The 26138-nt window shown below is 58.1% G+C and carries 21 protein-coding genes; 13 read left to right on the top strand and 8 right to left on the bottom strand.

Annotated features, from left to right (window positions below; all coding sequences use genetic code 11):
* Positions 1 to 156: 156 nt before the first annotated feature.
* Together BN1115_RS03380 and BN1115_RS03375 are read right to left on the bottom strand one after the other, a co-directional pair.
* A complete protein-coding gene (locus BN1115_RS03380) occupies positions 157 to 525 on the bottom strand; it encodes a VOC family protein (protein WP_042656063.1) in 369 nt (122 codons plus the stop codon).
* Positions 526 to 688: 163 nt separating this feature from the next.
* The gene (locus BN1115_RS03375; RefSeq protein ID WP_042656062.1) at positions 689 to 1156 is read right to left on the bottom strand and encodes a hypothetical protein; all 468 of its coding nucleotides are present in this window, start codon (positions 1154 to 1156) and stop codon (positions 689 to 691) included.
* Between the two features lie 154 nt (positions 1157 to 1310).
* Between BN1115_RS03375 and BN1115_RS03370 the strand changes: the two genes are divergently transcribed.
* The 9 genes from BN1115_RS03370 to gloA all read left to right on the top strand — a co-directional run bounded on the left by BN1115_RS03370 (position 1311) and on the right by gloA (position 12321).
* The gene (locus tag BN1115_RS03370) at positions 1311 to 4454 is read left to right on the top strand and encodes a DEAD/DEAH box helicase (RefSeq protein WP_042656106.1); all 3144 of its coding nucleotides are present in this window, start codon (positions 1311 to 1313) and stop codon (positions 4452 to 4454) included.
* Between the two features lie 181 nt (positions 4455 to 4635).
* Positions 4636 to 5217, top strand: coding sequence for an electron transport complex subunit RsxA (gene rsxA, locus BN1115_RS03365; protein WP_005337600.1), 582 nt, complete (start codon positions 4636 to 4638; stop codon positions 5215 to 5217).
* 2 nt (positions 5218 to 5219) lie between these two features.
* On the top strand, positions 5220 to 5798 hold the full coding sequence (gene rsxB, locus BN1115_RS03360; RefSeq protein ID WP_005350799.1) for an electron transport complex subunit RsxB: 579 nt from the start codon (positions 5220 to 5222) through the stop codon (positions 5796 to 5798).
* A gap of 14 nt (positions 5799 to 5812) precedes the next feature.
* Positions 5813 to 8566 (top strand): electron transport complex subunit RsxC, encoded by a 2754-nt coding sequence (gene rsxC, locus BN1115_RS03355; protein ID WP_042656061.1) that lies wholly within the window; start codon positions 5813 to 5815, stop codon positions 8564 to 8566.
* 11 nt (positions 8567 to 8577) lie between these two features.
* A complete protein-coding gene (gene rsxD / locus BN1115_RS03350; protein WP_005337606.1) occupies positions 8578 to 9630 on the top strand; it encodes an electron transport complex subunit RsxD in 1053 nt (350 codons plus the stop codon).
* Between the two features lie 43 nt (positions 9631 to 9673).
* Positions 9674 to 10306: an electron transport complex subunit RsxG gene (gene rsxG, locus BN1115_RS03345; protein WP_005359614.1), complete on the top strand. Its 633-nt coding sequence runs from the start codon at positions 9674 to 9676 to the stop codon at positions 10304 to 10306.
* A gap of 15 nt (positions 10307 to 10321) precedes the next feature.
* Entirely contained in the window at positions 10322 to 11083 is a 762-nt protein-coding gene (locus tag BN1115_RS03340) for an electron transport complex subunit E (RefSeq protein WP_425247454.1), read from the top strand.
* A 13-nt stretch (positions 11084 to 11096) separates the two neighbouring features.
* Positions 11097 to 11738, top strand: a complete 642-nt coding sequence (gene nth / locus BN1115_RS03335) for an endonuclease III (RefSeq protein ID WP_042656060.1) — start codon at positions 11097 to 11099, stop codon at positions 11736 to 11738.
* A 169-nt stretch (positions 11739 to 11907) separates the two neighbouring features.
* On the top strand, positions 11908 to 12321 hold the full coding sequence (gloA, locus tag BN1115_RS03330) for a lactoylglutathione lyase (protein ID WP_040099818.1): 414 nt from the start codon (positions 11908 to 11910) through the stop codon (positions 12319 to 12321).
* 84 nt (positions 12322 to 12405) lie between these two features.
* On the opposite strand, the gene BN1115_RS03325 is transcribed toward gloA, so the two are convergent.
* Positions 12406 to 13281 (bottom strand): flagellar protein MotY, encoded by an 876-nt coding sequence (locus BN1115_RS03325; protein ID WP_175566093.1) that lies wholly within the window; start codon positions 13279 to 13281, stop codon positions 12406 to 12408.
* A 68-nt stretch (positions 13282 to 13349) separates the two neighbouring features.
* A complete protein-coding gene (locus BN1115_RS03320; protein ID WP_042656058.1) occupies positions 13350 to 15323 on the bottom strand; it encodes a methyl-accepting chemotaxis protein in 1974 nt (657 codons plus the stop codon).
* Positions 15324 to 15634: 311 nt separating this feature from the next.
* Here BN1115_RS03320 and BN1115_RS03315 point away from each other — a divergent pair, with 311 nt between their 5' ends.
* The 4 genes from BN1115_RS03315 to BN1115_RS21515 all read left to right on the top strand — a co-directional run bounded on the left by BN1115_RS03315 (position 15635) and on the right by BN1115_RS21515 (position 18530).
* Entirely contained in the window at positions 15635 to 16558 is a 924-nt protein-coding gene (locus tag BN1115_RS03315) for a hypothetical protein (RefSeq protein ID WP_425247471.1), read from the top strand.
* Between the two features lie 274 nt (positions 16559 to 16832).
* Positions 16833 to 17294 (top strand): hypothetical protein, encoded by a 462-nt coding sequence (locus BN1115_RS03310; RefSeq protein WP_042656056.1) that lies wholly within the window; start codon positions 16833 to 16835, stop codon positions 17292 to 17294.
* Between the two features lie 39 nt (positions 17295 to 17333).
* Entirely contained in the window at positions 17334 to 18191 is an 858-nt protein-coding gene (locus tag BN1115_RS03305; protein WP_042656055.1) for a nuclease-related domain-containing protein, read from the top strand.
* Positions 18192 to 18290: 99 nt separating this feature from the next.
* Positions 18291 to 18530: a hypothetical protein gene (locus tag BN1115_RS21515; protein ID WP_075113096.1), complete on the top strand. Its 240-nt coding sequence runs from the start codon at positions 18291 to 18293 to the stop codon at positions 18528 to 18530.
* A gap of 67 nt (positions 18531 to 18597) precedes the next feature.
* Here the strand turns inward: BN1115_RS21515 and BN1115_RS03300 are convergent, their stop codons facing one another.
* The 4 genes from BN1115_RS03300 to dapB all read right to left on the bottom strand — a co-directional run bounded on the left by BN1115_RS03300 (position 18598) and on the right by dapB (position 25910).
* A complete protein-coding gene (locus BN1115_RS03300; protein ID WP_042656054.1) occupies positions 18598 to 19749 on the bottom strand; it encodes a DUF1615 domain-containing protein in 1152 nt (383 codons plus the stop codon).
* 301 nt (positions 19750 to 20050) lie between these two features.
* Entirely contained in the window at positions 20051 to 23275 is a 3225-nt protein-coding gene (gene carB / locus BN1115_RS03295; protein WP_042656053.1) for a carbamoyl-phosphate synthase large subunit, read from the bottom strand.
* 16 nt (positions 23276 to 23291) lie between these two features.
* The gene (gene carA, locus BN1115_RS03290) at positions 23292 to 24428 is read right to left on the bottom strand and encodes a glutamine-hydrolyzing carbamoyl-phosphate synthase small subunit (protein ID WP_042656052.1); all 1137 of its coding nucleotides are present in this window, start codon (positions 24426 to 24428) and stop codon (positions 23292 to 23294) included.
* A gap of 669 nt (positions 24429 to 25097) precedes the next feature.
* Complete coding sequence (dapB, locus tag BN1115_RS03285; protein WP_042656051.1) at positions 25098 to 25910, bottom strand: 4-hydroxy-tetrahydrodipicolinate reductase; 813 nt, start codon at positions 25908 to 25910, stop codon at positions 25098 to 25100.
* Positions 25911 to 26138 lie beyond the last annotated feature (228 nt).

The following is a 26138-nucleotide window of genomic DNA, read 5'->3' as shown; positions in this document are numbered from 1 at the left end:
AGTTCACAGATCGCCCCAGCAAAGGGCACAAATTGGGGCAGTATCACGGTCACAAGGGGGCAAACAAGGATACCGCCAAGGAGGAACAGAGAGGATTTAACCGGCAAAGCGGCAATGAAAACCAGGGGCTCATAAGGCATCGGGCGTATCAGCGCGTCAGGGGTAGCGGCTGACCTCAATGAGGTTTTGATCCGGGTCAAGGAAATAGACTGACTCTATCGGCCCGCAGGCACCGCTCTTGGTCACTGGCCCCTCGACAATCTCCACCCCGTGGCAGGCAAGCTGGGCCATCACCTGTGCCAGCGGCCAACGGGTGATAAGGCAGACATCCCCCGACCCCACCTGCGCCCGGTTGCGCGGCTCCTGCCCCGGCAGTTGCAGATTGATCTTCTGGTTGCCAAACCCCACCGCCCGGCGCCCCGCACCGAAAGTGATGGCCTCCATATTGAGCACCGAACTGTAAAACGCCACGGCCCGTTCGATATCACTGACCGTCAATACCAGATGGTCGATATGGCTGATCATGGTTACCTCCTGGTGGTGATCTGGCTGATGTGAGCGGCATATGCCCGCGAGCGTCCGACGGTCGCCGCCACTACGGACCACCCCATCATACCCGGCAAGGGAGATCCCATGTGTGCCGTGGCACGCAAAGAGAGCGCAAATGATCTGGTCAAATAAATCCGCCTTACTGCACCGCAGCGCACGCTTTCTCCCGCTGGGCCAACAGGGCTTCATCGTCACTGTCCATTGCCGCCAGAATCGCCTGATTGCAAGCGCGCTCCGCCAGCTTGGCCGGACTCTGTTTGGCATCCCCGATTTCAGCAATCATAGGTCGATAGCTGATCGCAGCCGAGCAGTACATGGTGCGAAATTTGGGCAGTTGCCAACTGCTGTCATCCTGCCGGGTCAAGTCATCACACAGCTTGTGAAACAGGGCGGACGCCTTGACCGTGCACTGGCTAAAGCGCCGTACATCTTGCTCGTAGGGACGGCAGACGCTTTTGGGTTGGATCTGCCAGAACTGGAAGACAAAGGGCACCTGCTCCCCCTCATATTCCACCACCAGCGTCTTGGGCTCTGTGCCGTAGTGATCCGACACCTGCTGCTGTACCAGATTGAGATAAGCCGAAAAAAGATAAGAAACCGGATCCATCACCACCTCCCTGTGGTTGTCACTGCCGGGCTCTATTACCGAAAACCGTGGCGATTTTCAAACGAGTAACAGGCGACAACAGCTTACTGATTTGGTTGGAAAAAATGATACTCTTCTCGCCACCCTCATGTACAACGTTCAAGGCCAGTGTGCGATGCAACAATGCGGTATTTATGAACAGCTCATTACTCAACTGCTGACATCTCGACTCGACCGCGAGCGCTTTTACGTAGGGGAACGCCAGCTTGAACCTGCCGAAGCGGCAGTCTGGTTATCGCGATTTCTGAGCCGGGTTTTGGAATATGCGGTGGGTTCGGTCACTGGAGAGGATCAGCTGCAACGGCAGATTGAGCTGGCTAACCAGTTATTGCTTTGGCTAAAGGATCGCACGCAAGACCCAGACTTTATTGGCGAGAACCTCATCGATAGTCAGGGGAAAATTCTGACGGCACTCTACCAGTTGGATAACCCCATCTCAGCCAATTTAAAGCAATATGCCGAAGATGTTTTCCCTCTGACCGGTCTAACGCAAAGTGAGCTGTTCTGCGGCAGCAATGCGGGCTTGTCGATGGAGTCGGAGATTAAACGGGAGATATTATCGGCAGATAGCATCTGCTGGCTGGTCTCATTTATCAAATGGGCAGGTATCCGTATTTTCCGTCATGAGCTGGAAGAGTTCACTCGCAGCGGCCGCCAATTAAAAGTAATTACTACCTCTTATATGGGGGCGACCGACGCCAAGGCGGTCGAATTTTTAGCCAGCCTGCCCAACACCGAAGTCAAACTCAGCTATAACACCCAGCGCGAGCGGTTGCATGCCAAGAGCTATCTCTTTTGCCGAAATACCGGCTTTCATACCGGCTATATAGGTTCCTCTAATCTCTCTCACTCTGCCCTCACCAGCGGCTTGGAATGGAACCTAAAAATCACCTCGCAAGAGATCCCTCATATTATCGAGAAATCCCTGAGTACCTTTGAAACCTATTGGGAATCCGATGATTTTGAGCTGTTTGATGGCAAGCTGGAAAGCCGTACAAAATTGCAGCATGCGCTGCAAGAGGCCCGCGGGGATAGTGACAAAAATAGCCCTGCCTATTTCTTTGATATCACGCCGTTTCCCCATCAACTGGAGATCCTTGAACAATTGGCGATGGAGCGCGCTTTACACCAGCGCTTTCGTAACTTGGTGGTGGCGGCTACCGGTACGGGCAAAACCCTGATCTCTGCCTTTGATTTTTCTCGTTTTTTGAAAACCAAACCCGATGCCAAGTTTCTGTTTGTCGCCCACAAAGAGGAGATCTTGCGCCAAGCATTGGCCTCATACCGCGGTGTGCTCAAGCAATCCAATTTTGGCGAACTGTTAGTCGGCGGCGCAGTGCCAACCCACTACCGTCAACTATTTGCCTCGGTGCAATCCTTGAATAACCAGCTGGCTAATTTACGTCTTAGCCCAGACTATTTCGATTACATCGTCATTGATGAGGTTCACCATATTACGGCGGCCAGTTATCGAGGTCTGCTCGCCACCTTTGAACCTCACATTCTGTTGGGATTAACCGCAACGCCAGAGCGCCATGATGGCGGTGATATTCTCGCTGACTTTTGTGGTGTCATCGCAGCAGAGATCCGCTTGCCCGAGGCCATTAATCGTCGCCATCTCTGTCCATTCCAATATTTTGGTATCGATGATGATACAGACTTGCGCCAAGTGACTTGGAAAAATGGCCGTTATGACATCACTGAGCTCACCAATATCTATACACACAATCAACAACGGGTGCAGAAGATAGTCCAGAGCCTCGATGAGATCGTCACCGATATTACCAAGATCAAAGCGCTGGCATTTTGTGTGAGCCGCGAACATGCCGATTTTATGTGCAAGGCATTTTTATTAAAGGGCATCAAGGCTGACATCCTCACCAGCGATAACCGAGACGATCGACATAGTAAGCAACAAGATTTGCGTACCGGCGTTATCAATATTCTCTGCGTGGTGGACATCTTCAACGAAGGGGTCGATATCCCGGAAGTCGACACCTTGCTGTTTTTACGACCAACGGAAAGTCTCACCATCTTCTTGCAGCAATTAGGACGGGGCCTGCGGCTGGCGAGCGAGAAAGAGTGCTGCACCGTGTTGGACTTTGTTGGGAATGCCCGTGCTGAGTATGACTTTGCCCAGAAATTCCGGGCACTGGTGGGTAAAACCAATAAGGCGATCAGCCACGAGATCAAACAGGGCTTCCCTCACGCCCCATTGGGTTGCCGCATCGAACTCTCAAAACAGACCCAAGAGTTAATTCTGAGCAATATCAAGAGGGCGACCCTCAATACCTCGCGCCTCATGGGCCTGATCCGCCGTTTCTCACTGGATTGTGATTTACCGCTGACACTGGCGAACTTTTTGAAGTTCTACCCTCACATCAGCCTTGAGGAGATCTACAAGCGCGGCAATTGGAGCGTCTTGGTCAAACAGGCCCACAACCATACCATTTCTGAAATGAGCGATGAGAAGCTGTCGACCCTCTACACCCGGGCCATCAAAACCCGGCTATTGGGCTGCGATGCACTCCATTACTTGAACTTCTTACAAACCTTGGTGGAAAACGCCTTTACCTTAACGGCCGAACACGATGAACGTATGGCCTTGATGTGCCATTACGACTTCTGGCAACAGAGCGGCCCCACTGCAGGCTTTAGCTCCTTGGCGCACAGCCTGAAACAACTCAATCAACCTGAATTAAGGGCCGAGCTGGCAGATCTGTTACCCATGCTGATCAACCGGGTGCAGCACGAACAAAGCGCCATGCCAAGCCTTCCCGGTAATCCGCTGCAACTGCATGCTCGCTATGCTAGAGAGCAGGTGCTGGTTGGCTTTGGCGCGACCACCTTCGCGCAGCAACCCACGGCTCGCGAAGGGGTCTATGTCATTGCAGAGCAAAATATCGAGTTGCTGTTCGTTACCTTGAACAAAACGGAACAGCACTTCTCCCCCACTACCCGTTATCACGACTACGCCATCAACGAGTCGCTGTTTCATTGGCAGAGCCAAAACAGCGCTCGCCCAGAACGGGGTAAGGGTCTGAGTTACATAAATCACAGAGCAGAGGGTAAGCGCTTGTTTCCGTTCGTCCGCGAGCAGAACAAAGATGAATTTGGCCGCACCCTTGGCTTTGTGAACTTTGGTGAGGTGGAGTACGTATCCCACACTGGCAGCCAACCGATGAACATTAAATGGCGTCTCACTATTCCGATGCCGCCATTTATGTGGAAAGAGGCCGCCAAACTGGCTGTTGGTTAGTAGGGATCGTCGCCCGGTGGGTATATGACGCAAAACCCACCGGATTCTTGCCCAAAACCCCGGCTAAATTATCCAGTTGCATAATAACCATGCGGCCTTGCGGTTGTTTAACTGGCCCTAACGTCAGATAATACCGCCCGCCTTCAAACCCGGATAACCCGACTTTCAGTGACGGTAATTGATGACTGAGTACCTGCTTTTATTGATCGGCACCGTGCTGGTTAACAACTTCGTGCTGGTGAAATTCCTCGGCCTCTGCCCCTTTATGGGGGTCTCCGGCAAGCTGGAAACCGCCATCGGCATGGGGCTGGCGACCACCTTCGTGATGACCCTCGCCAGTGCCAGCTCCTATCTGGTGGAGCACTATATCCTGCTGCCGCTGGATATCGCCTATCTGCGCACCCTCGCCTTTATTCTGGTGATCGCCGTGGTGGTGCAGTTTACCGAGATGGTGGTGCGCAAGAGCAGCCCTACCCTCTATCGCCTGCTGGGGATCTTTCTGCCCCTCATCACCACCAACTGCGCGGTGCTCGGGGTTGCGCTGCTCAGCATCAATGAGCGACACGACTTTATCCAGAGCGTTATCTACGGCTTTGGCGCTGCCACCGGCTTCTCGCTGGTGCTGATCCTGTTTGCCGCCATGCGCGAGCGTCTGGTCGCCGCCGATGTGCCCGCGCCATTTCGCGGGGTGTCGATTGCCATGATCACCGCCGGTCTGATGTCGCTTGCCTTTATGGGCTTTACCGGCCTTATCAAGATATAACCATGATCCATATTCTCTTTGCCATTCTGGTGCTCACCCTGCTGGCGCTGGCGTTCGGGATTATCCTGGGCTTTGCCGCCGTCAAGTTTCATGTGGAAGCAGACCCCATCGTCGATCAGCTCGATGCCCTGCTGCCCCAGACCCAGTGTGGCCAGTGCGGCTATCCCGGCTGCAAACCCTACGCCGAGGCGCTCGCCAACGGCGATCAGATCAACAAGTGCGTGCCCGGTGGCGAGGCCACCATGCGCAAGATTGCCGATCTGATGGGGGTCGAACCCCAGCCGCTGGGAGGCAGTGACGAGGCCGCCGTGCCGGTCAAAAAGGTCGCCTTTATCCACGAAGATCAGTGCATCGGCTGCACCAAGTGCATTCAAGCCTGCCCGGTGGACGCCATCGTCGGCGCCACCAAGGCGATGCATACCGTGATTGCCAACGAGTGCACCGGTTGCGATCTCTGTGTCGATCCCTGCCCGACCGACTGCATCGAGATGATCCCGGTGCCCACTACGGTCGATAACTGGAAGTGGGATCTCAATAACGTGCATGTTCCGGGCAAGATTCCGGTCAAGATAGTGGAATAAACAGCGGAGCAACCATGCATTCCTTACTCGAACGTATCAAAGCCGGCACGCTCTGGGACTTTCACGGTGGCATTCACCCCGCCGACAACAAGCTGCAATCAAGCCAGAGCCCGGTAGTAGACGCCGGTCTGCCGCCACGCCTCATCATTCCGCTTCGCCAGCACGCAGGCCCCGCCGGCGATCTGCTGGTGCAGGTGGGCGACAAGGTCAAAAAAGGGCAGCCGCTGACCCGTTATGCCAAGGGGCGGGTCGTCCCTGTCCATGCCTCCACCTCCGGCACCATCACCGAGATTGGCAACCACACGGTTGCCCACCCCTCCGGACTCGGCGATCTCTGTGTCATTCTCACCCCGGATGGGGAGGATGAGTGGGGCGAGCGCAATGGCAAAGCCGATTACTGGAATCTGGAGCGGGGCGAGCTGCTCGAACGCATTCAGCAAGCGGGGGTGGCGGGCCTTGGCGGCGCCGTGTTCCCCACCCACAGCAAGCTCGATGGCCGCGGCCAGCTCACCGAGATCCTGATCGTCAACGGGCTGGAGTGCGAGCCCTATATCACCACCGACGATCGGCTGATGCAGCAATACGCCGACGAGATCATGGATGGCATCCGGGTGCTCAAGCACCTGCTCAAACCGAAACTCACCCTGATCGGGGTGGAAGACAACAAGCCCGAGGCGATCGGGCAACTGACCCGCCACGCCACCGATGAAGATGTGCTGGTCAAGACGGTGCCGACCAAGTACCCCTCCGGCGGTGCCAAGCAGACCATCGAGCTGCTCACCGGCCGTCAGGTGCCCAAGGGTGGCCGCGCGGTCGATATTGGCATCATGGTGCTCAACGTCGCCACCGTGTTTGCCATCAAGCGCGCCATCATCGACGGCGAACCGCTGATCGAGCGGATCGTCACCCTCACCGGCGATAGCTTCAAAAAGCCCGGCAACGCCTGGGTGCGCCTGGGTACGCCGGTGCGCTGGCTGTTGCAGCGTTTCGAACTGCAACCGGAAGCGGAGCAGCGGGTGATCATGGGTGGCCCCATGATGGGCTTTACCCTGCCCCACGCCATGGTGCCTGTGGTCAAGGCCACCAACTGCCTGCTGGCGCCGACGCAGGCCGAACTGCCCGCCCCCGGCCCGGAGCAGCCTTGCATCCGTTGCAGCGCCTGCGCCGATGCCTGCCCGGCCACTCTGCTGCCGCAAGAGCTCTACTGGTACAGCCGGGCCAAGGAGTATGACAAGGCCGAGAAGCTCAACCTGATGGACTGCATCGAGTGCGGCGCCTGCGCCTGGGTCTGCCCGAGCGAGATCCCGCTGGTGCAGTACTACAAGATCGCCAAAGACGACATTCGCGAAGCCCGTGCCGAGGCCGAAAAAGCCGAACGCGCCAAGCAGCGTTTCGAGGCCAAGCAGGCCCGTTTCGAGCGGGAGAAAGCGGCCCGCGAAGCGCGCCACGCCGAAGCCGCCGCCCAGCGCCGGCAGGCGATGACTGCCGCAGGTGGAGAAGACCCGGTAGCAGCGGCGCTGGCCCGCATCAAGGCCAAGCAGGATGCGCCCATCACCGCCATTGCAGCCACAGGCGCAGTCGTGCCCGACAATAGTGCCGTGATCGCTGCCCGCGAAGCCCGCAAACGGGAAGCGGAAGCGCGCCGCGCTGCCAAGCTGGCGGAGAGCGCAAACAGCGAAACAGCTGCTGCGCCGCAATCCGCCGAGGCGGTTGACCCCGCCAGCGATCCCAAAAAAGCGGCCATCGCCGCCGCACTGGCGCGCGCCAAGGCCAAGAAAGCTGCTCAGGCTGGCGATAGCGCCGAGCCTGCTACAGCCGAAACCGCTGTTGCGCCTGCGGTAGATGCTGATCAGCAAAAGGCAGAAGTTGATCCGAAAAAAGCGGCGATTGCCGCCGCCATCGCCCGGGCCAAGGCCAAAAAGGCCGAAGCGAGTGGCGAACCGGTAAGCGCAGCCAACAGCGCGGCAGCCGAGGTCAACACGCAAAATGATGCCCCTGTCGATCCCAAAAAAGCTGCAATTGCTGCCGCCATTGCGCGGGCCAAAGCCAAAAAGGCGGCCCAGCAGGGTGACAGCGCTGAGGGCGATCTGACTGCAACCGCAGGCACCAGCAAATCCGCTGCAACCCAAAGCGATGCGCCATCTGCGGCCAGCGAAGCGGTCGATCCCAAGAAGGCTGCTATCGCAGCTGCCATTGCCCGCGCTAAGGCCAAAAAGCTGGCCCAGCAGGGCGAAAGTGCCGGTGTTGAGGATGCGAAGAGTGAGCCAGCTGCCAGCGCACAGACCCGCGACGAGACGGTAGCCAAGAGCGAAGTAACCACCAGCCACAGCGATACGGCTGAAAGCGAAGCGGTCGATCCCAAGAAGGCCGCTATCGCCGCAGCCATCGCCCGTGCCAAGGCCAAAAAACTGGCCCAGCAGAGCGCAAGTACCAGTGCTGAGGTAGCAAGTACCAGTGCTGAGGTAGCAAGTACCAGTGCAGAGGTAGAGAGTGCCGCTACTCAGGTAGACAGGGCCGGAGCTGAGGGTGAGCGCGCACCGGCCGAGCCGATGCAAAGCGATGCAGCCAGCAGTGAGCAACCACTTGCCGTAACTGCCGTGCCTGAAGCGAACGCCCCTGCAGCTGATGCCCCGGTTGATCCGAAAAAAGCGGCCATTGCAGCCGCGGTGGCCCGCGCCAAGGCGAAGAAGCTGGCGGCCGAGGCAGCCAGAGCCGCAGAGACCGCCGCTGAAGATGCCCCGTCAGCCGACCGAACAACCACAAGGTAATCGACAGACTCATGTTCAATATTGCGACTGCGCCGTTTGCCCATAACCGCAAACAGACCCGAACCCTGATGCTGCTGGTGATCCTGGCCTGCGTGCCGGGCTTGCTGGCCCAGACCTGGTTCTTCGGCTGGGGCTCCTTTATCCAGATCCTGCTGGCGCTGGTCACTGCGCTGCTGTGCGAGGCGCTGGTGCTCAAGCTCCGTGGCCGCGCCATCAAGCCTGCCCTGATGGATGGCAGTGCGGCGCTCACCGCCGTGCTGATCGGTCTCTCCCTGCCGCCACTGCTGCCGTGGTGGATGCTGGTGGTGGGCACGGCCTTTGCCATCATTGTCGCCAAGCACCTTTACGGCGGACTGGGCCAGAACCTGTTCAACCCGGCCATGGTCGCCTATGTGCTGCTGCTGGTCTCCTTCCCGGTGCAGATGACCAGCTGGCTGCCGCCGGAGAGCGTGCGCGCCTACAGCCTCGGCTTTGGTGATGCGGCGTCGGTGATCTTCACCGGCTTTAGCCTCGACGGCTACAGCATGGCCCAGCTCAAGCAGGGGGTGGATGGTCTCACCATGGCGACTCCGCTCGATACCCTGAAAACCGGCCTGACTCAGGGGCTCACCACTGGCGAGATCCTGAGCGGCCCGCTATTCGAGGGTTGGGGCGGCATCGGCTGGAGCTGGGTCAACCTCGGCTATCTGCTGGGCGGCCTGTTCCTGCTGCAACAGAAGGTGATCAACTGGCGCATTCCCACCGCGATTCTCGGTGCCCTGCTGGCGGCCTCCACCATCGGCTATCTGGTGAGCCCGGATGCGACTGCCACGCCCATGTTCCATCTCTTTAGCGGCGCGACTATGCTGGGAGCCTTCTTTATCGCCACCGATCCGGTCAGCGCCTGCACCACGCCGCGCGGCCGACTGGTCTATGGCGTGCTGATCGGGGTGCTGGTCTACATCATTCGCCGCTTTGGCGGCTATCCGGATGCGTTCGCCTTCGCCGTGCTGCTGGCCAACCTTTGCGTACCCTTTATTGACAGCCTGACTCGCCCGAAAGTGTATGGAGCCCGTCGCCAATGATGTTTCTGCCCTTTTCCCCCATCAAAGCTGACGGAGCCCGGACATGTTAAAGAGCATGCGCAAGAACGGCCTTATTCTGGCGATGTTCGCGCTGGGCTGTACCGCGCTGGTGGTACTGACCAACGAGTTGACCAAGGATAAAATCGCCCACCAGCAGCAGCTGGAGAAGCAGCAGACCCTCTCGGTATTGCTGCCAGAGGGGAGCTATGACAACGATCTGGTGGCCAGCTGCAAGCAAGTCACCAGCAGGAAGTATCTGGGCAGCGATCAGCCGCAAGCCCTCTATACCGCCAGCAAGAATGGCGTGGTGACCGGCTATGCATTGGAGGCGATCGCGCCGGATGGTTACAGCGGGGCGATCCGCATCGTGGCGGGTTTTGATGCCAAGGGCACCATCACCGCCGTGCGTGTGCTCGCTCACAACGAGACCCCGGGCCTGGGTGACAAGATCGAGCTGAAGAAATCGGACTGGATCAACAGCTTTGCCGGAAAATTCCTGACCCATGACAACGAGCCCCAGTGGGCGGTGAAGAAGGATGGCGGCGAGTTCGATGCCTTTACTGGCGCCACCATCACCCCGCGAGCCGTGGTCAAGGCGGTGAAGAACCTGCTGAAACTGCAGCAGGAGCAACCCGAACTGCTCAGCAACGCCCCGGCTTGTCCGGCGGCGAACTAACGGAGTCGAGCCATCATGAACCAGATGGAACAGATTGAAACGGGCACAGCCCCGATTGCCGAGCTGGAAAGCCGCAAGGGCGAGCTCAAGGAGCTGATGAGTCAGGGGCTGTGGAAGAACAACCCCTCGCTGGTGCAGGTGCTGGGGCTCTGCCCGACCCTCGCCGTCTCCTCCACCTTTACCAACGCGCTGGGACTGGGCCTTGCCACCATGGCGGTGCTGGTCTGCTCCAACCTCGCCGTCTCGCTGGTGCGCAGCTGGGTGCCGAAGGATATTCGCATCCCGGTCTACGTGATGATCATCGCCTCGCTGGTGACCAGCGTGCAGCTGCTGATGAACGCCTACACCTATGGCCTCTATCAGGCGCTCGGCATCTTTATCGCCCTGATCGTCACCAACTGCGTCATCATCGGCCGCGCCGAGGCCTATGCCTCCAAGAATCCGCCGCTGCTGGCGGCCCTCGACGGCCTGATGATGGGCCTTGGCTTTACTCTGGTGCTGCTGGTACTGGGCGGCATGCGCGAGATCATCGGCATGGGCACCCTGTTTGATGGTGCCGAGCTGCTGTTGGGCGAGTGGGCCAAATCCCTGCGCATCGAGCTGTTCCACGCCGATGCCAGCCTGCTGCTGGCGATTTTGCCGCCGGGCGGCTTTATCGGGTTGGGGCTGTTGATCGCCGCCAAGAACGCCATCAACGACTGGCGGGACCGCAAACAGGCGACCACCGTGGCCCACTGCAACGTTGCCCCGGCCCGCGTCCGGGCGACCGAGCTATGATCGGACGCAAGGCATGAACAACCAGAAACGCAGAGAGATCCTCGAGCGACTGCGGGAAAACAATCCCCACCCCACCACAGAGCTCAACTTCAACTCGCCGTTTGAACTCCTGATCGCCGTGCTGCTCTCGGCGCAGGCGACCGATGTCAGCGTCAACAAGGCGACCGACAAACTCTATCCGATGGCCAACACCCCGCAAGCAATGCTGGATCTCGGGGTGGACGGGCTCAAGGAGTACATCAAGACCATTGGCCTCTTTAACACCAAGGCCGAGAACGTCATCAAGACCTGCGCCATCTTGCTGGAGCGCCACGGTGGCGAGGTGCCGGAGAACCGCGAAGCGCTGGAAGCCCTGCCGGGAGTCGGCCGCAAGACCGCCAACGTGGTGCTCAACACCGCCTTTGGCTGGCCCACCATCGCCGTCGATACCCATATCTTTCGGGTCTCCAACCGCACCGGCTTTGCGGTGGGCAAGAACGTGGATCAGGTGGAGGAGAAGCTGCTGAAAGTGGTGCCCGCCGAGTTCAAGCTGGATGTCCACCACTGGCTGATCCTGCACGGGCGTTACACCTGTCTCGCTCGCAAGCCCCGTTGCGGCTCCTGTATCATCGAGGACTTGTGCGAGTATAAAGAGAAGGTCTATCCAGAGAGCTGAATGACTGGGCGCCACAACCGTCATACCTGTCTCGCTCGCAAACATCTGCGGCAGCGGTTCCTGTATCATCGAGGACCTGTGCGAGTATAAAGAGAAGGTCTATCCGGAAAACTGACCGCTCTACTTTTAGCCTCACGGCATACAAATCACCAACCCGGAGAACTGAGCAATGAGAATTCTGCATACCATGCTGCGTGTCGGCGATCTGCAACGCTCCATCGACTTCTACACCCGCGTGCTCGGCATGAAGCTGCTGCGCAAGAGCGAGAACAGCGAGTACAAGTACACCCTGGCCTTCGTCGGCTACGGTGACGAGAAGGATGAAGCGGTGATCGAGCTGACCTACAACTGGGGGGTGAGCGAGTACGAACTGGGCTCTGCCTACGGCCATATCGCGCTGGAAGCGGACGACATCTATGCCACCTGCGACGCCCTGCGCGCCGCCGGTGCCAAGATCACCCGTGAGCCGGGCCCGGTCAAGGGTGGCACCACCGTCATCGCCTTCGTCGAAGATCCGGACGGTTACAAGATTGAACTGATCGCCAAGAAAGATGCCGGTACTGGCCTCGGCGACAGCGTCTAAGCAGCCCTAATCCCGCAGCCTAATGGCAGGATCAAAAAAGAGCGCAGATGCGCTCTTTTTTATGTCCGGCTGCCGATGACGGCGCTAGATCTCGCCGTTGCGCCCCATGCTGATCACCACCCGCCGGTTCTTAGCGCGGCCCTGCTCGGTTTCGTTGGAGGATACATGCTGCTTCTCGCCATGCCCCTCCACCGAGATCTTGCCGGGCTCCAACCCCAAGTCGACAAACACCTTCTTGATGGCATCGGCCCGCTTCTCGGAGAGTTTCTGGTTCGGCCAGCGGCCGCCATAACTGTCGCTGTAGGCGTCGATCACCACCACGTCGATGCTCTTGTCCGCCTTGATAAACTCGCTGATCATCGCCAGCCGTCGTTTGGAGGCGATGGAGAGCTGATCGCTGTTCTTGTCGTAGGTGAGCACGCTAAAGGCGATGTCGTTGAAGCTGTAGGGCAAGAGCCCGCTCAGACAGTCGATAAAGGCCTGATATTTGACCCGAAAATTGACTGACGACAGCGACACCCGCACCGCGCGGTTCTGGCGATACCAGTCCCGATACTGGAAAGTCGGCATTCGCCCCCCCTCCAGCTCGTCGAGCATGGTCCAGGCGGTTTGCCCCTCCACCAGACCATCGAACTGCTGATAGAAGCGCAGTTGACTCACTTCTCGCCCGGCAATCCCCGGACGCCATACCGGCGGCATGATGCCAAGGCTCACCGTCTGGGTCTGGGCCTGCGGCCGCTTGCCCTTGAGCTCAAAGTCGAGGTTGATCTTGCGCCCGGCACGGCTGACAAAAGCCCCCGTTCCCCAGTTGGGAATGGGATGTTCTAGGCGACACTCAATCTGGGTATCGGAGGTCAAACGCCAGACGGATTGATCCAGACCGGCACCGAATTCGGTGACCCCAGCCTGTAACTGCATACTCACGGATATGCTGACCAACCCCAACAACCAAGCGTTCAATTGCCTGCCCTCCACACGATCTCACAAGAGATATCGGCCAGGGAGGGTCAAGCTTTAGCGCAAATGGATCAGTGGGGGGATGCTCTCTCCAGCAACTTGAAGCTGGCAATACGTCCGGCCAGCTCCCGTGCCAACTGATCCAGCTCGGCACTGTTTTGCTGCAGGGTGACCGAGTGCTGACGGTGCGCCTCGTACACTTCGCGGATGGTCATCACATTGTGCTGGATATCGTCGGTCACGTAGCGCTGCTGCTCGGTTGCGGTTGCTACCTGCGCCGTCATGTCACTCACCTTGCGCACCTCGTTGACGATGTCGGTCAGCTCGTGACCCGCCCGCTGCGCTTCACTGACACTGAGACCCGCCTGCTCGCTGCCCGACTGCATGGCTACCACCGCCTGACGGGCCCCAACACGCAGGCGGGATAACATCTGCTCGATATCATCGGCCGCCTGCTGGGTTCGGGACGCCAGCGAGCGCACCTCGTCAGCTACTACGGCAAAGCCGCGCCCCGACTCGCCAGCCCGGGCGGCTTCAATGGCGGCGTTGAGGGCCAGCAAATTGGTGCGATCGGAGATCTGCTTGATGAGGTTGAGCGCCTCGACGGCAGATTCGGTGTCCTGATGCAGGTTGTTGACCAACACCTGGGTCTCGTCGAGGGTGCCGGCCACCCGTTCGATGGCGGTAATGGTCTGATCCACATCTTTGTCACCCTGCCGGGCACGACCGATGGCCTGCTGGGTTGCCAACGAGGTCTGGGTAGCATTGCGAGCGATTTCAGCCACCGTTGAGGCCATTTCAGTCGCAGCTGTTGCTACCAGCTCTACCTGACCGACGCCACGCACCACCCCCTCATTCACTTCGGCAATCACCTCATTTGAGTTGCTGGCACTGCGGGTCAGCACCTCACAGGAGCGGCGCACCTCCAACAGCAGCCCTTCGAGGTGTTGCAGGAAGCGGTTGAGATCCCGCGACAGTGCCCCCAGCTCGTCGCCGGATTGCCATTGCACCCTGACCGTCAGATCGTTGTTGTTGACGAGTTGAGAGAAGGTACGATGCAGTGCCATGAAACCCAGATGCACATCCCGCAACACCTTCCAACTGATGAGGGTGGTCAACAGCAGGCAAAAGAGCACCGCCAGCGACCCCCACCAGAAATTGCGCTGACTCTCGGTCTGCATCTGTTCAACCCGTTCGAACAGTTGCTGATAGAGCCGATCTTCCCCCTGCTTGAGCAGCTCGATCTTCTCGGTACTCAGGGCAAACCAGCGCTCTGGATCAACGCCGAAGCCCCCATCAGCCATCTTGCCAAGCGCCAGCTGCTCGAATTTCACCACCTCTTCCATGACCGGATTTTGCTCTATCTGCGCAAGTAGTTCCCGCTGCGGCTCGCTTGCCACAGCGCGAAAACGCTCAAGGTAACTCTGCTGGGCAGCCAGCAGGGACATAAACTGCTGCTGGGTTGCCGGGGTGAAGCTCCCTTTGGCAAACACATTGCTGAGGGTGGCCCGCTCCATCCCCATGCGCTCCTTGTTTTGCAAGAAAGCGGCGTAGGCATTGGTCTGCAGTGCGATCCCGGCATCTTGGCTGCGCAGGCTAATCTCATCCACTACCTTGAGCAAAGAGGCAATTAACTGGCTATAGAAGGCGACCTGACGGGGCGCTTCGATGGTCAGCTTGCTCACCTGATCGCGGATCCCTGCCAACTCGCTCAATCCCTGAGCCACCGCCTCATGAGCCATCCCCTGCTCTTGTGCCTGAAAATGGCGGATCGCCTCGTCAACCAACAGCGTTTGACGCGGCAGAACATCGGCGAATTTACGCCCCTGCGAGCCGATAAACCCCGCCGACATGCCCCGCTCCTTTTGCAGTTCATGCACCAGCTGGGCACTGCTTTTCACCACGGTGAGCTGCTGCAGGGCTTGCTCCATCTCATGGGCAGCCTGATACCTGTCGTATGCATAGTGGCTGGCGAAAAATAGCAACGCTAATAACGGCAGGCAAATTGCCAGCAACATCTTGCTAGCTAATCCGAGTCTGTTCATCCCGAGCTCCTGTTATTTTTGTCAACTCATTGATTATATTTAACCATCTCGCTGATACAGCCGGTTGTGCCGCTCATTCGCAAGAACTATGAGCCACATCAAGCATTTCCGATTAGAGCAGTATTGCAATAAATGTTTTTCATCTCTGGACAGTGTCAGCATATAGCCCCACTGGTTACACTACCGTTCACCTGCGTCAAGACAGCCCTAAGGAAGCTCGCTACAGTAAGGGCAAGGCCACCAGACTCCGCTGATCGGGAACCACGCGCATGCTCCGACCTTTATCCTCTTTATTGCTGATGTTGTTACCGATGCTGCTGGCGCTATCCGGCAGCGCCGTCCATGGCGCGACACAAGAGCAGGAGTGGGCACAGGATCGTGCCAATGCGGTGCTGTCGCTGATGACCTTCACCGTGGTGCCCGACATCACCGCCAGCAACCTGAATATCGGCAGCGGCACCGATCAATCCGCCGCCCTCAACATGACCCAGATCGGTGGCGGTGCCACCATGAGCGAGGCCGTGCCCATCTATCTGGAAGGGGCGATCGGTTTTAGCCGCTACGATCCCCAGTTTGTGGTGAGCAACGGCACCGATAGCCGCACCATCCCGACCAAATGGAACAGCGTGACCGCCTCGGGCGGGGTTGGCTGGGATATCGCCCTTCATGAAGACCAGCATGGCGGCCACTGGGTACTGCGCCCCATCGCCAACGTCTCGCTGGGCACCATGGCCAGCGATCTGCGGATCGGCAACTGGCTGCTGGATCGCACCAAGGGCTACTCACTGGATTTTCTCGATAACGGTCAGCTCAATATGTACGGGCTGGGGGGCTCGCTGATGCTCGACTACGAGCTATTTTCCAAAACCCAGGATATCGATGCCGAATTGCGTTACTCCTACCAGCACCTGCAGAGCTTTGGCAACACCACGCAAAGCGTACGCGGCAGCGCCGAGGCGGAGAACCTCGGCCTCTATCTGCGCCGCCGGGCCCCGGTGTTTGACTGGACCCTGCTCGATCGTCCGCTGCGCTATGTGATGGAGGGTGCGCGCACCGAATACCTCGGTGAGCAGCGCGGCCTGCTCGGGTTCAACTCCCTCAACTCCCTTGGTCTGGGGCTGGAGATCGACAGCAGCAAATACGACATCATCGTCAGCCGCACCCGTCTGGTCGCCCGCTATATGTTCAGCCACAACACCAACGGTTATTCCATCGGGCTGGCCATGAGCTTCTAAGCCGTTATTTTGTGCCTGCCTAGCGATGGCAATCAGGTCAAGCCGAGCCACAGCGGCCGCATCCTGTTCGATTGATAATCCCTACACATGCTTTGTCAGGCACCAATCCCCACCAAGGGGCTTTTTTGCACCTGCGATTTGCCATCAACCACAGCCTGCTCCGAAAAATCCCGCCTTGTCACAGAGTTAGTGCAATCAATCACATATTCCTTTTGATGGGATTGCTAGAATGGTTCACTTCGAAGCCCTATTGCCCATCTATCCAGGAGTGATCATGCGTTTCAAAGTCTTGCTGCTCTGCACCAGCCTGCTGACCCCGGCCGCCATGGCGATCCCGAATGTCTGGAGTAGTGGCTTCGGCCAGGGGGTCGCAGAACATCTCATCAAGAATGAACAGGGGGATACCTTCACCCTCAGCTGCGACGTGGGCTATTCAGAGAATGGCGAACTCACCGGTGTCAGTTTTGCCCTGGCGAACGGACAGGATCTTTCCCCCGCAGATAACCGCAAGGTAGAACTGCTGATCGATGGCAATGGCTACTGGCTACCGGAGAAACTGGGTTGGCGCAATGGAGACAATGCTTGGGCCTCTTTCCTTGAAGTCATCACCAAGGCCAGCGCATTCGACGTCTATGTCGATGACAAGAAGGTGGCCAGTTTTGCTCCCACCCCGCAGAGCACCAAAACGGTGCTTGGCGACCTGAGTGACTGCGTCTATCGGCCAGCGGGGATGTGATCCCTTCCGCAACATCTCAATCCTGACAAGCGAGCTGACATGGACGTCACTGCCATCATTGTCCTTCTGCTGGGCCAGCTCTGGTATCTGCTGCCCCTGCTGTTGATTGTCACCCTGATCAAAACGCTCTGGTTCAAGGGGATGATCGGGGAGGCATTCATCAATCTGGGCATCCGGCTTTTTCTCGACAAACGGGAGTACCACCTGCTCAAGAATGTGACACTGCCAACCCCGCAGGGCACTACCCAGATCGACCATGTGATCGTCTCGCGCTTCGGGCTGTTTGTGATCGAGACCAAAAACATCAAGGGGTGGATATTTGGCAATCCGGCCCATAAGAGCTGGACCCAGCAGCTCTATCGCCGAAGGCATACCTTTCAAAATCCGCTGCGCCAGAACTATCTGCACCTGATGACGCTCAAATCCCTGCTGGGTCTTGCTGATCATCAGCTCCACTCGATCATCTACTTTATTGGCGACTGCACCTTTAAAACCCCGATGCCGGATAACGTGATGAACCGCGGGCTTATTCGCTATATCAAAGGCAAAACCACGCCGGTGTTGACCCCTGCCGAAGTTACTCGGGTGATCGACACCATCCAGCGGGGACGACTGGCCGCCAATTGGCTGACCCATAAACAGCATGTAGCGCAGTTAAAAGCGCGTCACAGCGAGGTTCCCCAGCCGCTTTTATCCGTAGCTGCGATGCCAGTCGTCAATCAGGTGGTGAACGCCGCGCCAACCATCACCGAACCACTCACAAAACCGAATCCGCTATGCCCCAAATGCGGCAATCTGATGGTATTACGTACCGCCAAACGTGGGGATAACAAAGGCAATCAGTTTTGGGGATGCAGTGGATATCCAACATGTCGGGGAATTACACCACACCAATAAACATGCCGACTTAAAGTACGGCCCGAGCCATAAAATTTTCACCCATATTCACATTCACATTCACAAACCAAAATACATCTATTCAAAGGGAGTTGATTAATGAACATCAAGAAAATGTCGGTATTAGCAGCAGTGGCCAGCATCAGCATGCTAATGACATCCTGTGCATCACCACCACAACCGACATGGAAAAAAGAAGGCGTTACAGATGACGATACCCTCACTGCATTATCTCAATGCAAATATGAGATACGTCTTAACGATATTTCTGCTGAAGAAAAAAACGAAGTCATCACGGATTGCATGCAAGCTAAAGGCTTCCGTTGGAGAGTCTATTAAGCATGTCTGCTGGTTGCCATTAACAATGGCAACCAGCATGGCAACTTGTCTCGAAGTAAACCCAGTCCTACCTAATCGTCGCCATCTGCCGCACGCAGCGCTGTTCCCGGTCATCCACTCGCTTGGCAAACCAGGCGGTGGTGAGGTTGCGGGTAATTTTCGGGCTCTTTAGCACAATGCCGGGCAGGATGGCGCGGGGCTGCCGCTTGCCCGCTTGCTGGTCGGCCAGGGTAAAGACTCGATGGTAGAGGTCGGTCTCGGCAAACTCGGCGGTATCGCCAAGTTTGAGGCTCTGGTGGATCGCCTGTTTGCTCATATTGACTCGGTTGGCGAGGGTGTAGACGGCCAGTTCGGTGTTGCCCGGCAGATCCGAGTCATAGCGGATCAGATCCCCGTCCAGCGCCAGAGTTTTGCCACTCAAGCGGCTGACGGCGGCCTGAAAGGCGGCGTTACGGCTGGCATACCAGCCGGCGTTGAAATCGGCAAAGCGGTAGAGGGTATCCGGGTAGTCAACGGGATAACCGAAAATATGCTTGGTGCCAAACCAGATGCCGCCGCGACGGGTAAAGACTTCGTGACGAATGGAGTTCTTGACGGGATAGGGGTAACCGCGAGCGTTGGCCTCGGCAAAGGCGATACTCACCTGCATCGGGCCACCGGTATGCACCGGGTTGAGGTTGCCAAACAGCGTCTTGCCCATCGGCAACATGCTGATCATGTCTTCGAAAATTTCGCTCATCTCCCGCTCGGTACGCAACTTGTCGATGCGCTCGGCGTAGCTCTTGCCGGTCGGCGAGTTGATAGAGAGCGCGGCCCGCACCATAAATTCGGGGATCAGCAGCTTGGCTGCCCGTGAGTTGATCTCTTTCCAGGCGATCTTGCCAAGACCCGGCACCACGGGGTCGGCCTGATAGGTGGCTTCCTGCTCCGCCACCGCCAGCACGCTACAGACGTTGTGATCACTGACCGTCACCCCCTGGGTGGTGAGCGCCGTCACCACGTCGTTGGCCCACCCCTGTTTGTCCGGCACCTGACGGGGCAAGAAGCGCACGATGCGGCTCTTCATATCCGCCGGTTTGCGCGGCTGCATGGCTGGCGGCGTTTTGGGGTTACTCACGCTCACCTCTTTGGTTGGTGCAGAGGCGGGATCACTGGCACAACCGGCCAGCAGCAAGGCAGAGCAGAAGGCGAGAAGACGACAGGAAGGCAAAGCGGTCATAAGCATGTCCATTTTTGTTGGCCCTACAGGCAGCGCCGCTGGCACTGCACTGACAAGCAAAGTGGCGCCATTGTAGAGGATTGCCTGCTGCAGTTGAAACCCGCGCTCGCGGCATTCCCTCCCCTTGCCTGCTTTTGCCACCCCACACGCCATCCGCTGTCTGCAATGCAGCACTCATCACCGTCATCAATGACTCACCCGGCCCGAACCGAACGGTTAGCGACAGATAAAAAGAAACCCCCGCCATCGCTGGCGGGGGTTGATCGTCTGGCGAGTCGGGCTGATGCCCGCGGCAAACCGCTTAGCGGTTTTTCACCTTCTGGTGCAGCTCCTGCACCGAATTGACGTTGGCGGTGGCATCCACGCTGATGGCCATGCAGGTGGCAAACGCCTCATTCATGGTGGTGGTATAAGCCACCTTGTTCTGCAAAGCGGCGCGGCGCAGCTGCTTGGAGTCCTGGATCGCTACCCGCCCTTCGGCGGTGTTGACGATGTAGGTGTACTCGCCATTCTTGATGCGGTCGAGAATGTGCGGGCGCCCCTCGTGCACCTTGTTGACCAGGCGCGGGTTGATGCTCGCTTCACCCAGTGCGACTGCGGTGCCGTGGGTGGCATCCAGCTCGTAACCCAGCTCCAGCAGCTTGGCGGCCAAATCAACCACCTGCGCCTTGTCGCTGTGACGTACCGACAGCAGGGCGCGGCCCTCTTTCGGTACGGCGTGGTTGGCACCCAGCTGCGCCTTGGCATAGGCCTCGGCAAAGCTGCTGCCCACCCCCATTACCTCACCGGTGGAGCGCATCTCTGGCCCCAGCAGCGGGTCAACCCCCGGGAACTTGGCGAACGGCAGTACCACCTCTTTCACCGAGTAGTAGGGCGGGATGATCTCTTTGGTAAAGCCCTGTGCTTGCAGCGACTGACCGGCCATCACGCGGGCGGCAATCTTGGCCAGCGGGGCACCAGTTGCCTTGGAGACGAACGGCACGGTACGGGCGGCACGCGGGTTCACCTCGATGAGGTAGATGTCATCGCCCTTGACCGCAAACTGCACGTTCATCAGGCCGATAACACCGAGCTCCAGCGCCAGCTTGCGCACCTGCTCGCGGATCTCGTCCTGAATTTTCTTGGACAAGGTGTAAGGAGGCAGGGAGCAACCTGAGTCACCGGAGTGGATACCGGCCTGCTCGATGTGCTCCATGATGCCGCCGATAACCACATCGGTACCGTCGCAGATGGCATCCACGTCCAGCTCGGTGGCATCGTCCAGGAAGCGGTCCAGCAGCACCGGCGACTCGTTGGAGACGCTCACCGCCTCGGCGAAGTAGCGACGCAGGTCGGTCTCGTCATAGACGATCTCCATGGCGCGGCCACCCAGCACGTAGGAGGGGCGCACCACCAACGGATAGGTGATCCGCTCGGCGGTTAGCACGGCCTGCTCCAACGCGGTGACGGTGCCGTTTTCCGGCTGCTTGAGGCCAAGGCGCTCGACGGCAGACTGGAAGCGCTCGCGGTCTTCGGCACGGTCGATGGCATCCGGGCTGGTACCGATGATCGGCACACCGTTGGCTTCCAGTGCGCGAGCCAGTTTCAGCGGGGTCTGGCCACCGTACTGGACAATCACGCCCTTGGGTTTTTCGATGCGCACGATTTCCAGCACATCTTCCAGGGTCACCGGCTCGAAGTAGAGACGATCCGAGGTGTCGTAATCGGTGGAGACGGTCTCCGGGTTGCAGTTGACCATGATGGTCTCGTAACCGTCTTCGCGCAGGGCCAGCGCCGCGTGCACGCAGCAGTAGTCGAACTCGATACCCTGACCGATGCGGTTCGGGCCGCCGCCGATGATCATGATCTTGTCGCGGTTGCTCGGAGCCGCTTCGCACTCCTCGTCATAGCTGGAGTACATGTAGGCGGTGTTGGTGGCGAACTCGGCGGCGCAGGTATCGACCCGCTTGTAGACCGGGAAGATGTTGTGGCGGGCACGCAGTTTGCGCACTTCGCCTTCGGCCACGCCGAGGATCTTGGCCAGACGGGCATCGGCAAAGCCTTTGCGCTTGAGGGCGCGCAGGAAGTCGGCATCGAGACCGGCCATGCCGCGCTCTTTCACCTCTTCTTCCAGCTTCACCAGATCTTCAATTTGCACCAGGAACCAGGGGTCAATCTTGGTCAGCTTGAAGATGCCATCCATGGAAAGACCGGCGCGGAACGCATCGGCGATGTACCAGATACGGTCGCAGCCAGCGTCCTGCAGCTCGTGGCGAATGCGGGTCAGGGAGTCCGGGGCATTGAGGTCAACCATGGGGTCGAAGCCGGTCTTGCCGGTCTCGAGGCTGCGCAGCGCCTTGTGCAGGGACTCCTGGAAGTTGCGACCGATGGCCATCACTTCACCGACCGACTTCATCTGGGTAGTCAGACGGTCGTTGGCACCGGCGAACTTTTCAAAGTTGAATCGCGGCACCTTGGTGACCACGTAGTCGATGGCCGGCTCGAAGGAGGCCGGAGTGCGACCGCCGGTGATGTCGTTCATCAGCTCGTCGAGGGTGTAACCGATGGCGAGCTTGGCCGCGATCTTGGCGATGGGGAAACCGGTCGCCTTGGAGGCCAGCGCGGAGGAGCGCGACACCCGCGGGTTCATCTCGATGATGACCATACGGCCATCTTTCGGGTTGATACCGAACTGGACGTTGGAGCCGCCGGTCTCGACACCGATCTCGCGCAGTACCGCCATGGAGGCGTTGCGCATCAGCTGGTACTCCTTGTCGGTCAGCGTCTGGGCTGGCGCGACCGTGATGGAGTCACCAGTGTGGATACCCATGGGGTCGAAGTTTTCGATGGCGCAGACGATGATGCAGTTATCGTTGCGATCCCGCACCACTTCCATCTCGTACTCTTTCCAGCCGATCAGCGACTCGTCGATGAGCAGCTCTTTGGTCGGCGACAAATCCAGACCGCGCTCGCAGATCTCGACGAACTCTTCGGTGTTGTAGGCGATGCCGCCGCCCGAGCCGCCCATGGTAAAGGAGGGACGGATGATGCAGGGGAAACCGACCATCTGCTGCACGCCCCACGCCTCTTCCATGTTGTGGGCGATACCGGCGCGCGGGCACTCGAGGCCGATGCTCTTCATGGCGATGTCAAAGCGACGGCGATCTTCGGCCTTGTCGATGGCATCGGCAGTGGCGCCGATCATCTCGACACCGAACTCGGCCAGCACGCCGTGCTTCTCCAGATCCAGTGCGCAGTTGAGCGCAGTCTGGCCGCCCATAGTGGGCAGGATGGCGTCCGGGCGCTCTTTCTTGATGATTTCGCGCACCACTTCCCAGGTGATGGGCTCGATGTAGGTGGCGTCGGCCATCTCCGGGTCGGTCATGATGGTGGCCGGGTTGGAGTTCACCAGAATGACGCGGTAGCCCTCCTCACGCAGGGCTTTGCACGCCTGGGCGCCGGAGTAGTCAAATTCGCAGGCCTGGCCGATGACGATGGGGCCGGCGCCGAGGATCAGGATGCTCTGAAGGTCGTTACGTTTTGGCATGGCTTCTCTTTTCCTCTTAAGCGCGATACTGCTTGATCAATTCAATAAAGTGGTCAAAGAGACCGGCACAATCGTGCGGGCCCGGGCTCGCTTCGGGGTGTCCCTGGAAGCTGAAGACCGGACGGTCGGTGCGATGGATACCCTGCAGGGAGCCATCGAACAGGGAGACGTGGGTGGCGCGCAGGCAATCCGGCAGGCTGTTCTCGTCTACCGCAAAACCGTGGTTCTGGGCAGTGATCATCACGGTGTTGTCATCGAGGCTCTTCACCGGGTGGTTGGCACCGTGGTGGCCAAACTTCATCTTGACGGTCTTGGCACCGGAGGCCAGACCCAGCAGCTGGTGCCCCAGACAGATGCCGAATACCGGCGTGTTGGTATTGAGGAAAGCCTTGATGGCCTCGATGGCGTAGTTGCAGGGCTCGGGGTCGCCGGGGCCGTTGGAGAGGAAGATGCCATCCGGGTTCATCGCCAGAACTTCGGCGGCCGGTGTCTTGGCCGGTACTACGGTCAGGCGGCAGCCACGGTCAACCAGCATCCGCAGGATGTTGCGCTTGACGCCAAAGTCATAGGCCACCACGTGGTATTTGAGCTGGTCGGCATCCGGGGTGACGTGCCCCTTGCCAAGCTGCCAGCTCCCTTCGGTCCAGTTGTACGCCTCACCAACCGTCACCTCTTTGGCCAGATCCATCCCTTTCAGACCGGGGAAGGCGCGGGCCTGTTCGAGGGCGAACGCTTCATCTATCTGCTTGCCAGCTAGAATGCAGCCAGCCTGAGCGCCTTTCTCGCGCAAGATGCGGGTCAGTTTGCGGGTGTCGATGTCGGCGATGCCAACGATGTTGTGAGACTTTAGGTAATCGGAGAGGGATTGCTGATTGCGGAAATTGGAGGCAAGTATCGGAAGGTCCCGGATGATCAATCCCTGAGCATGGATTTGACTGGACTCTTCATCTTCGCTGTTGGTGCCGGTGTTGCCTATATGGGGGTAAGTGAGGGTGACTATCTGACGGGAATAAGAGGGATCGGTGAGGATTTCCTGATAGCCCGTCATCGACGTATTGAAAACCACTTCACCAACGGAACATCCCTCGGCGCCTATCGACACGCCTTTGAACACAGTTCCATCTTCCAGCACTAGCAATGCAGTGTGATTCAAGACAACCTCCAGTTATTTAGCTTTAAATTCAGCAATTTACCTGGGTGTTGCGGGCTCGGTTCCGGTCTTGGACAGGACTCGAACCCGGCAGATTTCTGGCAAATTGGGCGCATTCTACTTAAAAAAAGTGGCATTTCAACGTCTTTTCTCAGATGAAATGCATCTAAATTCAATAAACAAGCAACATTACCCATTATCTATGCACTCTATCGCTTTGCAACCCCCTCTCGCGAAAGAAAAGGAAAAACCACTACCAAAAGACGCACCCAAGCCCGCAATAGCGACAAAAACCAACAAAAAACCCAATAAAAACAATGCAATTTTTTTCAAAATTAAAATGATTAATGATTAATCCGACTTCTTTTAGGTGACAAGATTGAACGAGAAAAATAGAAAACGTTTTTCTGCGTTTGAATTTTTAGTCTTTTTTGTGGTGTGTAAAAAAATGGCTGTATCAGCCATAAAGATGCTCAAATCCGTTACCTGGCGATGACATTTAGAAAGGAAAAATCTGGGGGATAAAGCAATGATGCGATTTATAAGGCATTCAGAGATAAAACAGCGGCAGAGCCTTATTTTTCACACACTCTGAATGGCAGGCAGCAAAAACCCCGGCAAGCCGGGGTTCTTCACTGGGTACCAGTCGCACAACCGTGCCGCACAGAGGCATCACTTGAGATTGAGCACGTCCTGCATGTCATAAAGACCGGCACCCTGCTGGCCAAGCCATTTGCCCGCCCGCACCGCACCGTTGGCGAAGGTCAGGCGGCTGGAGGCCTTGTGGCTGATCTCCACCCGCTCGCCGATATCGGCAAACATGACGGTGTGCTCCCCCACCAGATCGCCGGCGCGGATGGTGGCAAAGCCGATGGTGTTGCGATCCCGCTCACCGGTGATCCCCTCACGGCCATAGACGGCACACTCCTTGAGATCGCGGCCCAGCGTTTTGGCGACCACCTCCCCCATGGAGAGCGCGGTGCCGGAGGGCGCATCCACCTTATGGCGATGGTGCCCTTCGATGATCTCGATGTCGGTGTAGTCGCCCATCACCTTGGCGGCCTGCTCCAGCAGCTTGAACACCAGGTTGACCCCGACCGAGTAGTTGGAGGCGAACACGATACCGATCTGCTTGCCAGCCTCTTTCAGGGCGGCCTTGCCTGCCTCGTCAAAGCCGGTGGTGCCGATCACCATCTGCTTGTGGTGGGCCAGCGCAAAGGCCAGATTGGCCAGCGTCACCTCGGGGCGGGTGAAGTCGATGATAAGATCAAACTCATCGCGCACCTTGTCCAGACTGTCGCTAATCGCCACCCCCAGATGGCCCAGGCCGTTGAGCTCACCGGCATCGAGACCGATCACCGCAGAGCCCAGCCGCTCCAGCGCCGCCCCGACCACCACGCCATCGGCATGAGTAATGGCCTCCAGCAGCACCTTGCCCATACGACCATTACAGCCCATCACGGCCACACGGATCGGATTGTCCATCTCCACCCTCTCATCTCTTTATTATGGAAAGAGACCGTTTTACCAGCCCGCGCCCGCTTTGAAAAGCTCACTCTGCACCACCACACCACCTCGACATATAAACGGAAATATTGGATAAATCAGAATATTTAACGGAATTAATCACACAGACAAAATCACCAAACAAAAACACCTATCCGTCTGGACGTCTATCTTGACCTTGCAGGGTTGACTCACTACTGTGGGCCC

The organism is Aeromonas allosaccharophila (assembly GCF_000819685.1).
Taxonomy (GTDB): domain Bacteria; phylum Pseudomonadota; class Gammaproteobacteria; order Enterobacterales; family Aeromonadaceae; genus Aeromonas; species Aeromonas allosaccharophila.
The sequence above is the reverse complement of the archived record's forward strand: the minus strand, read 5'-3'. Positions and strand labels throughout refer to the sequence as shown.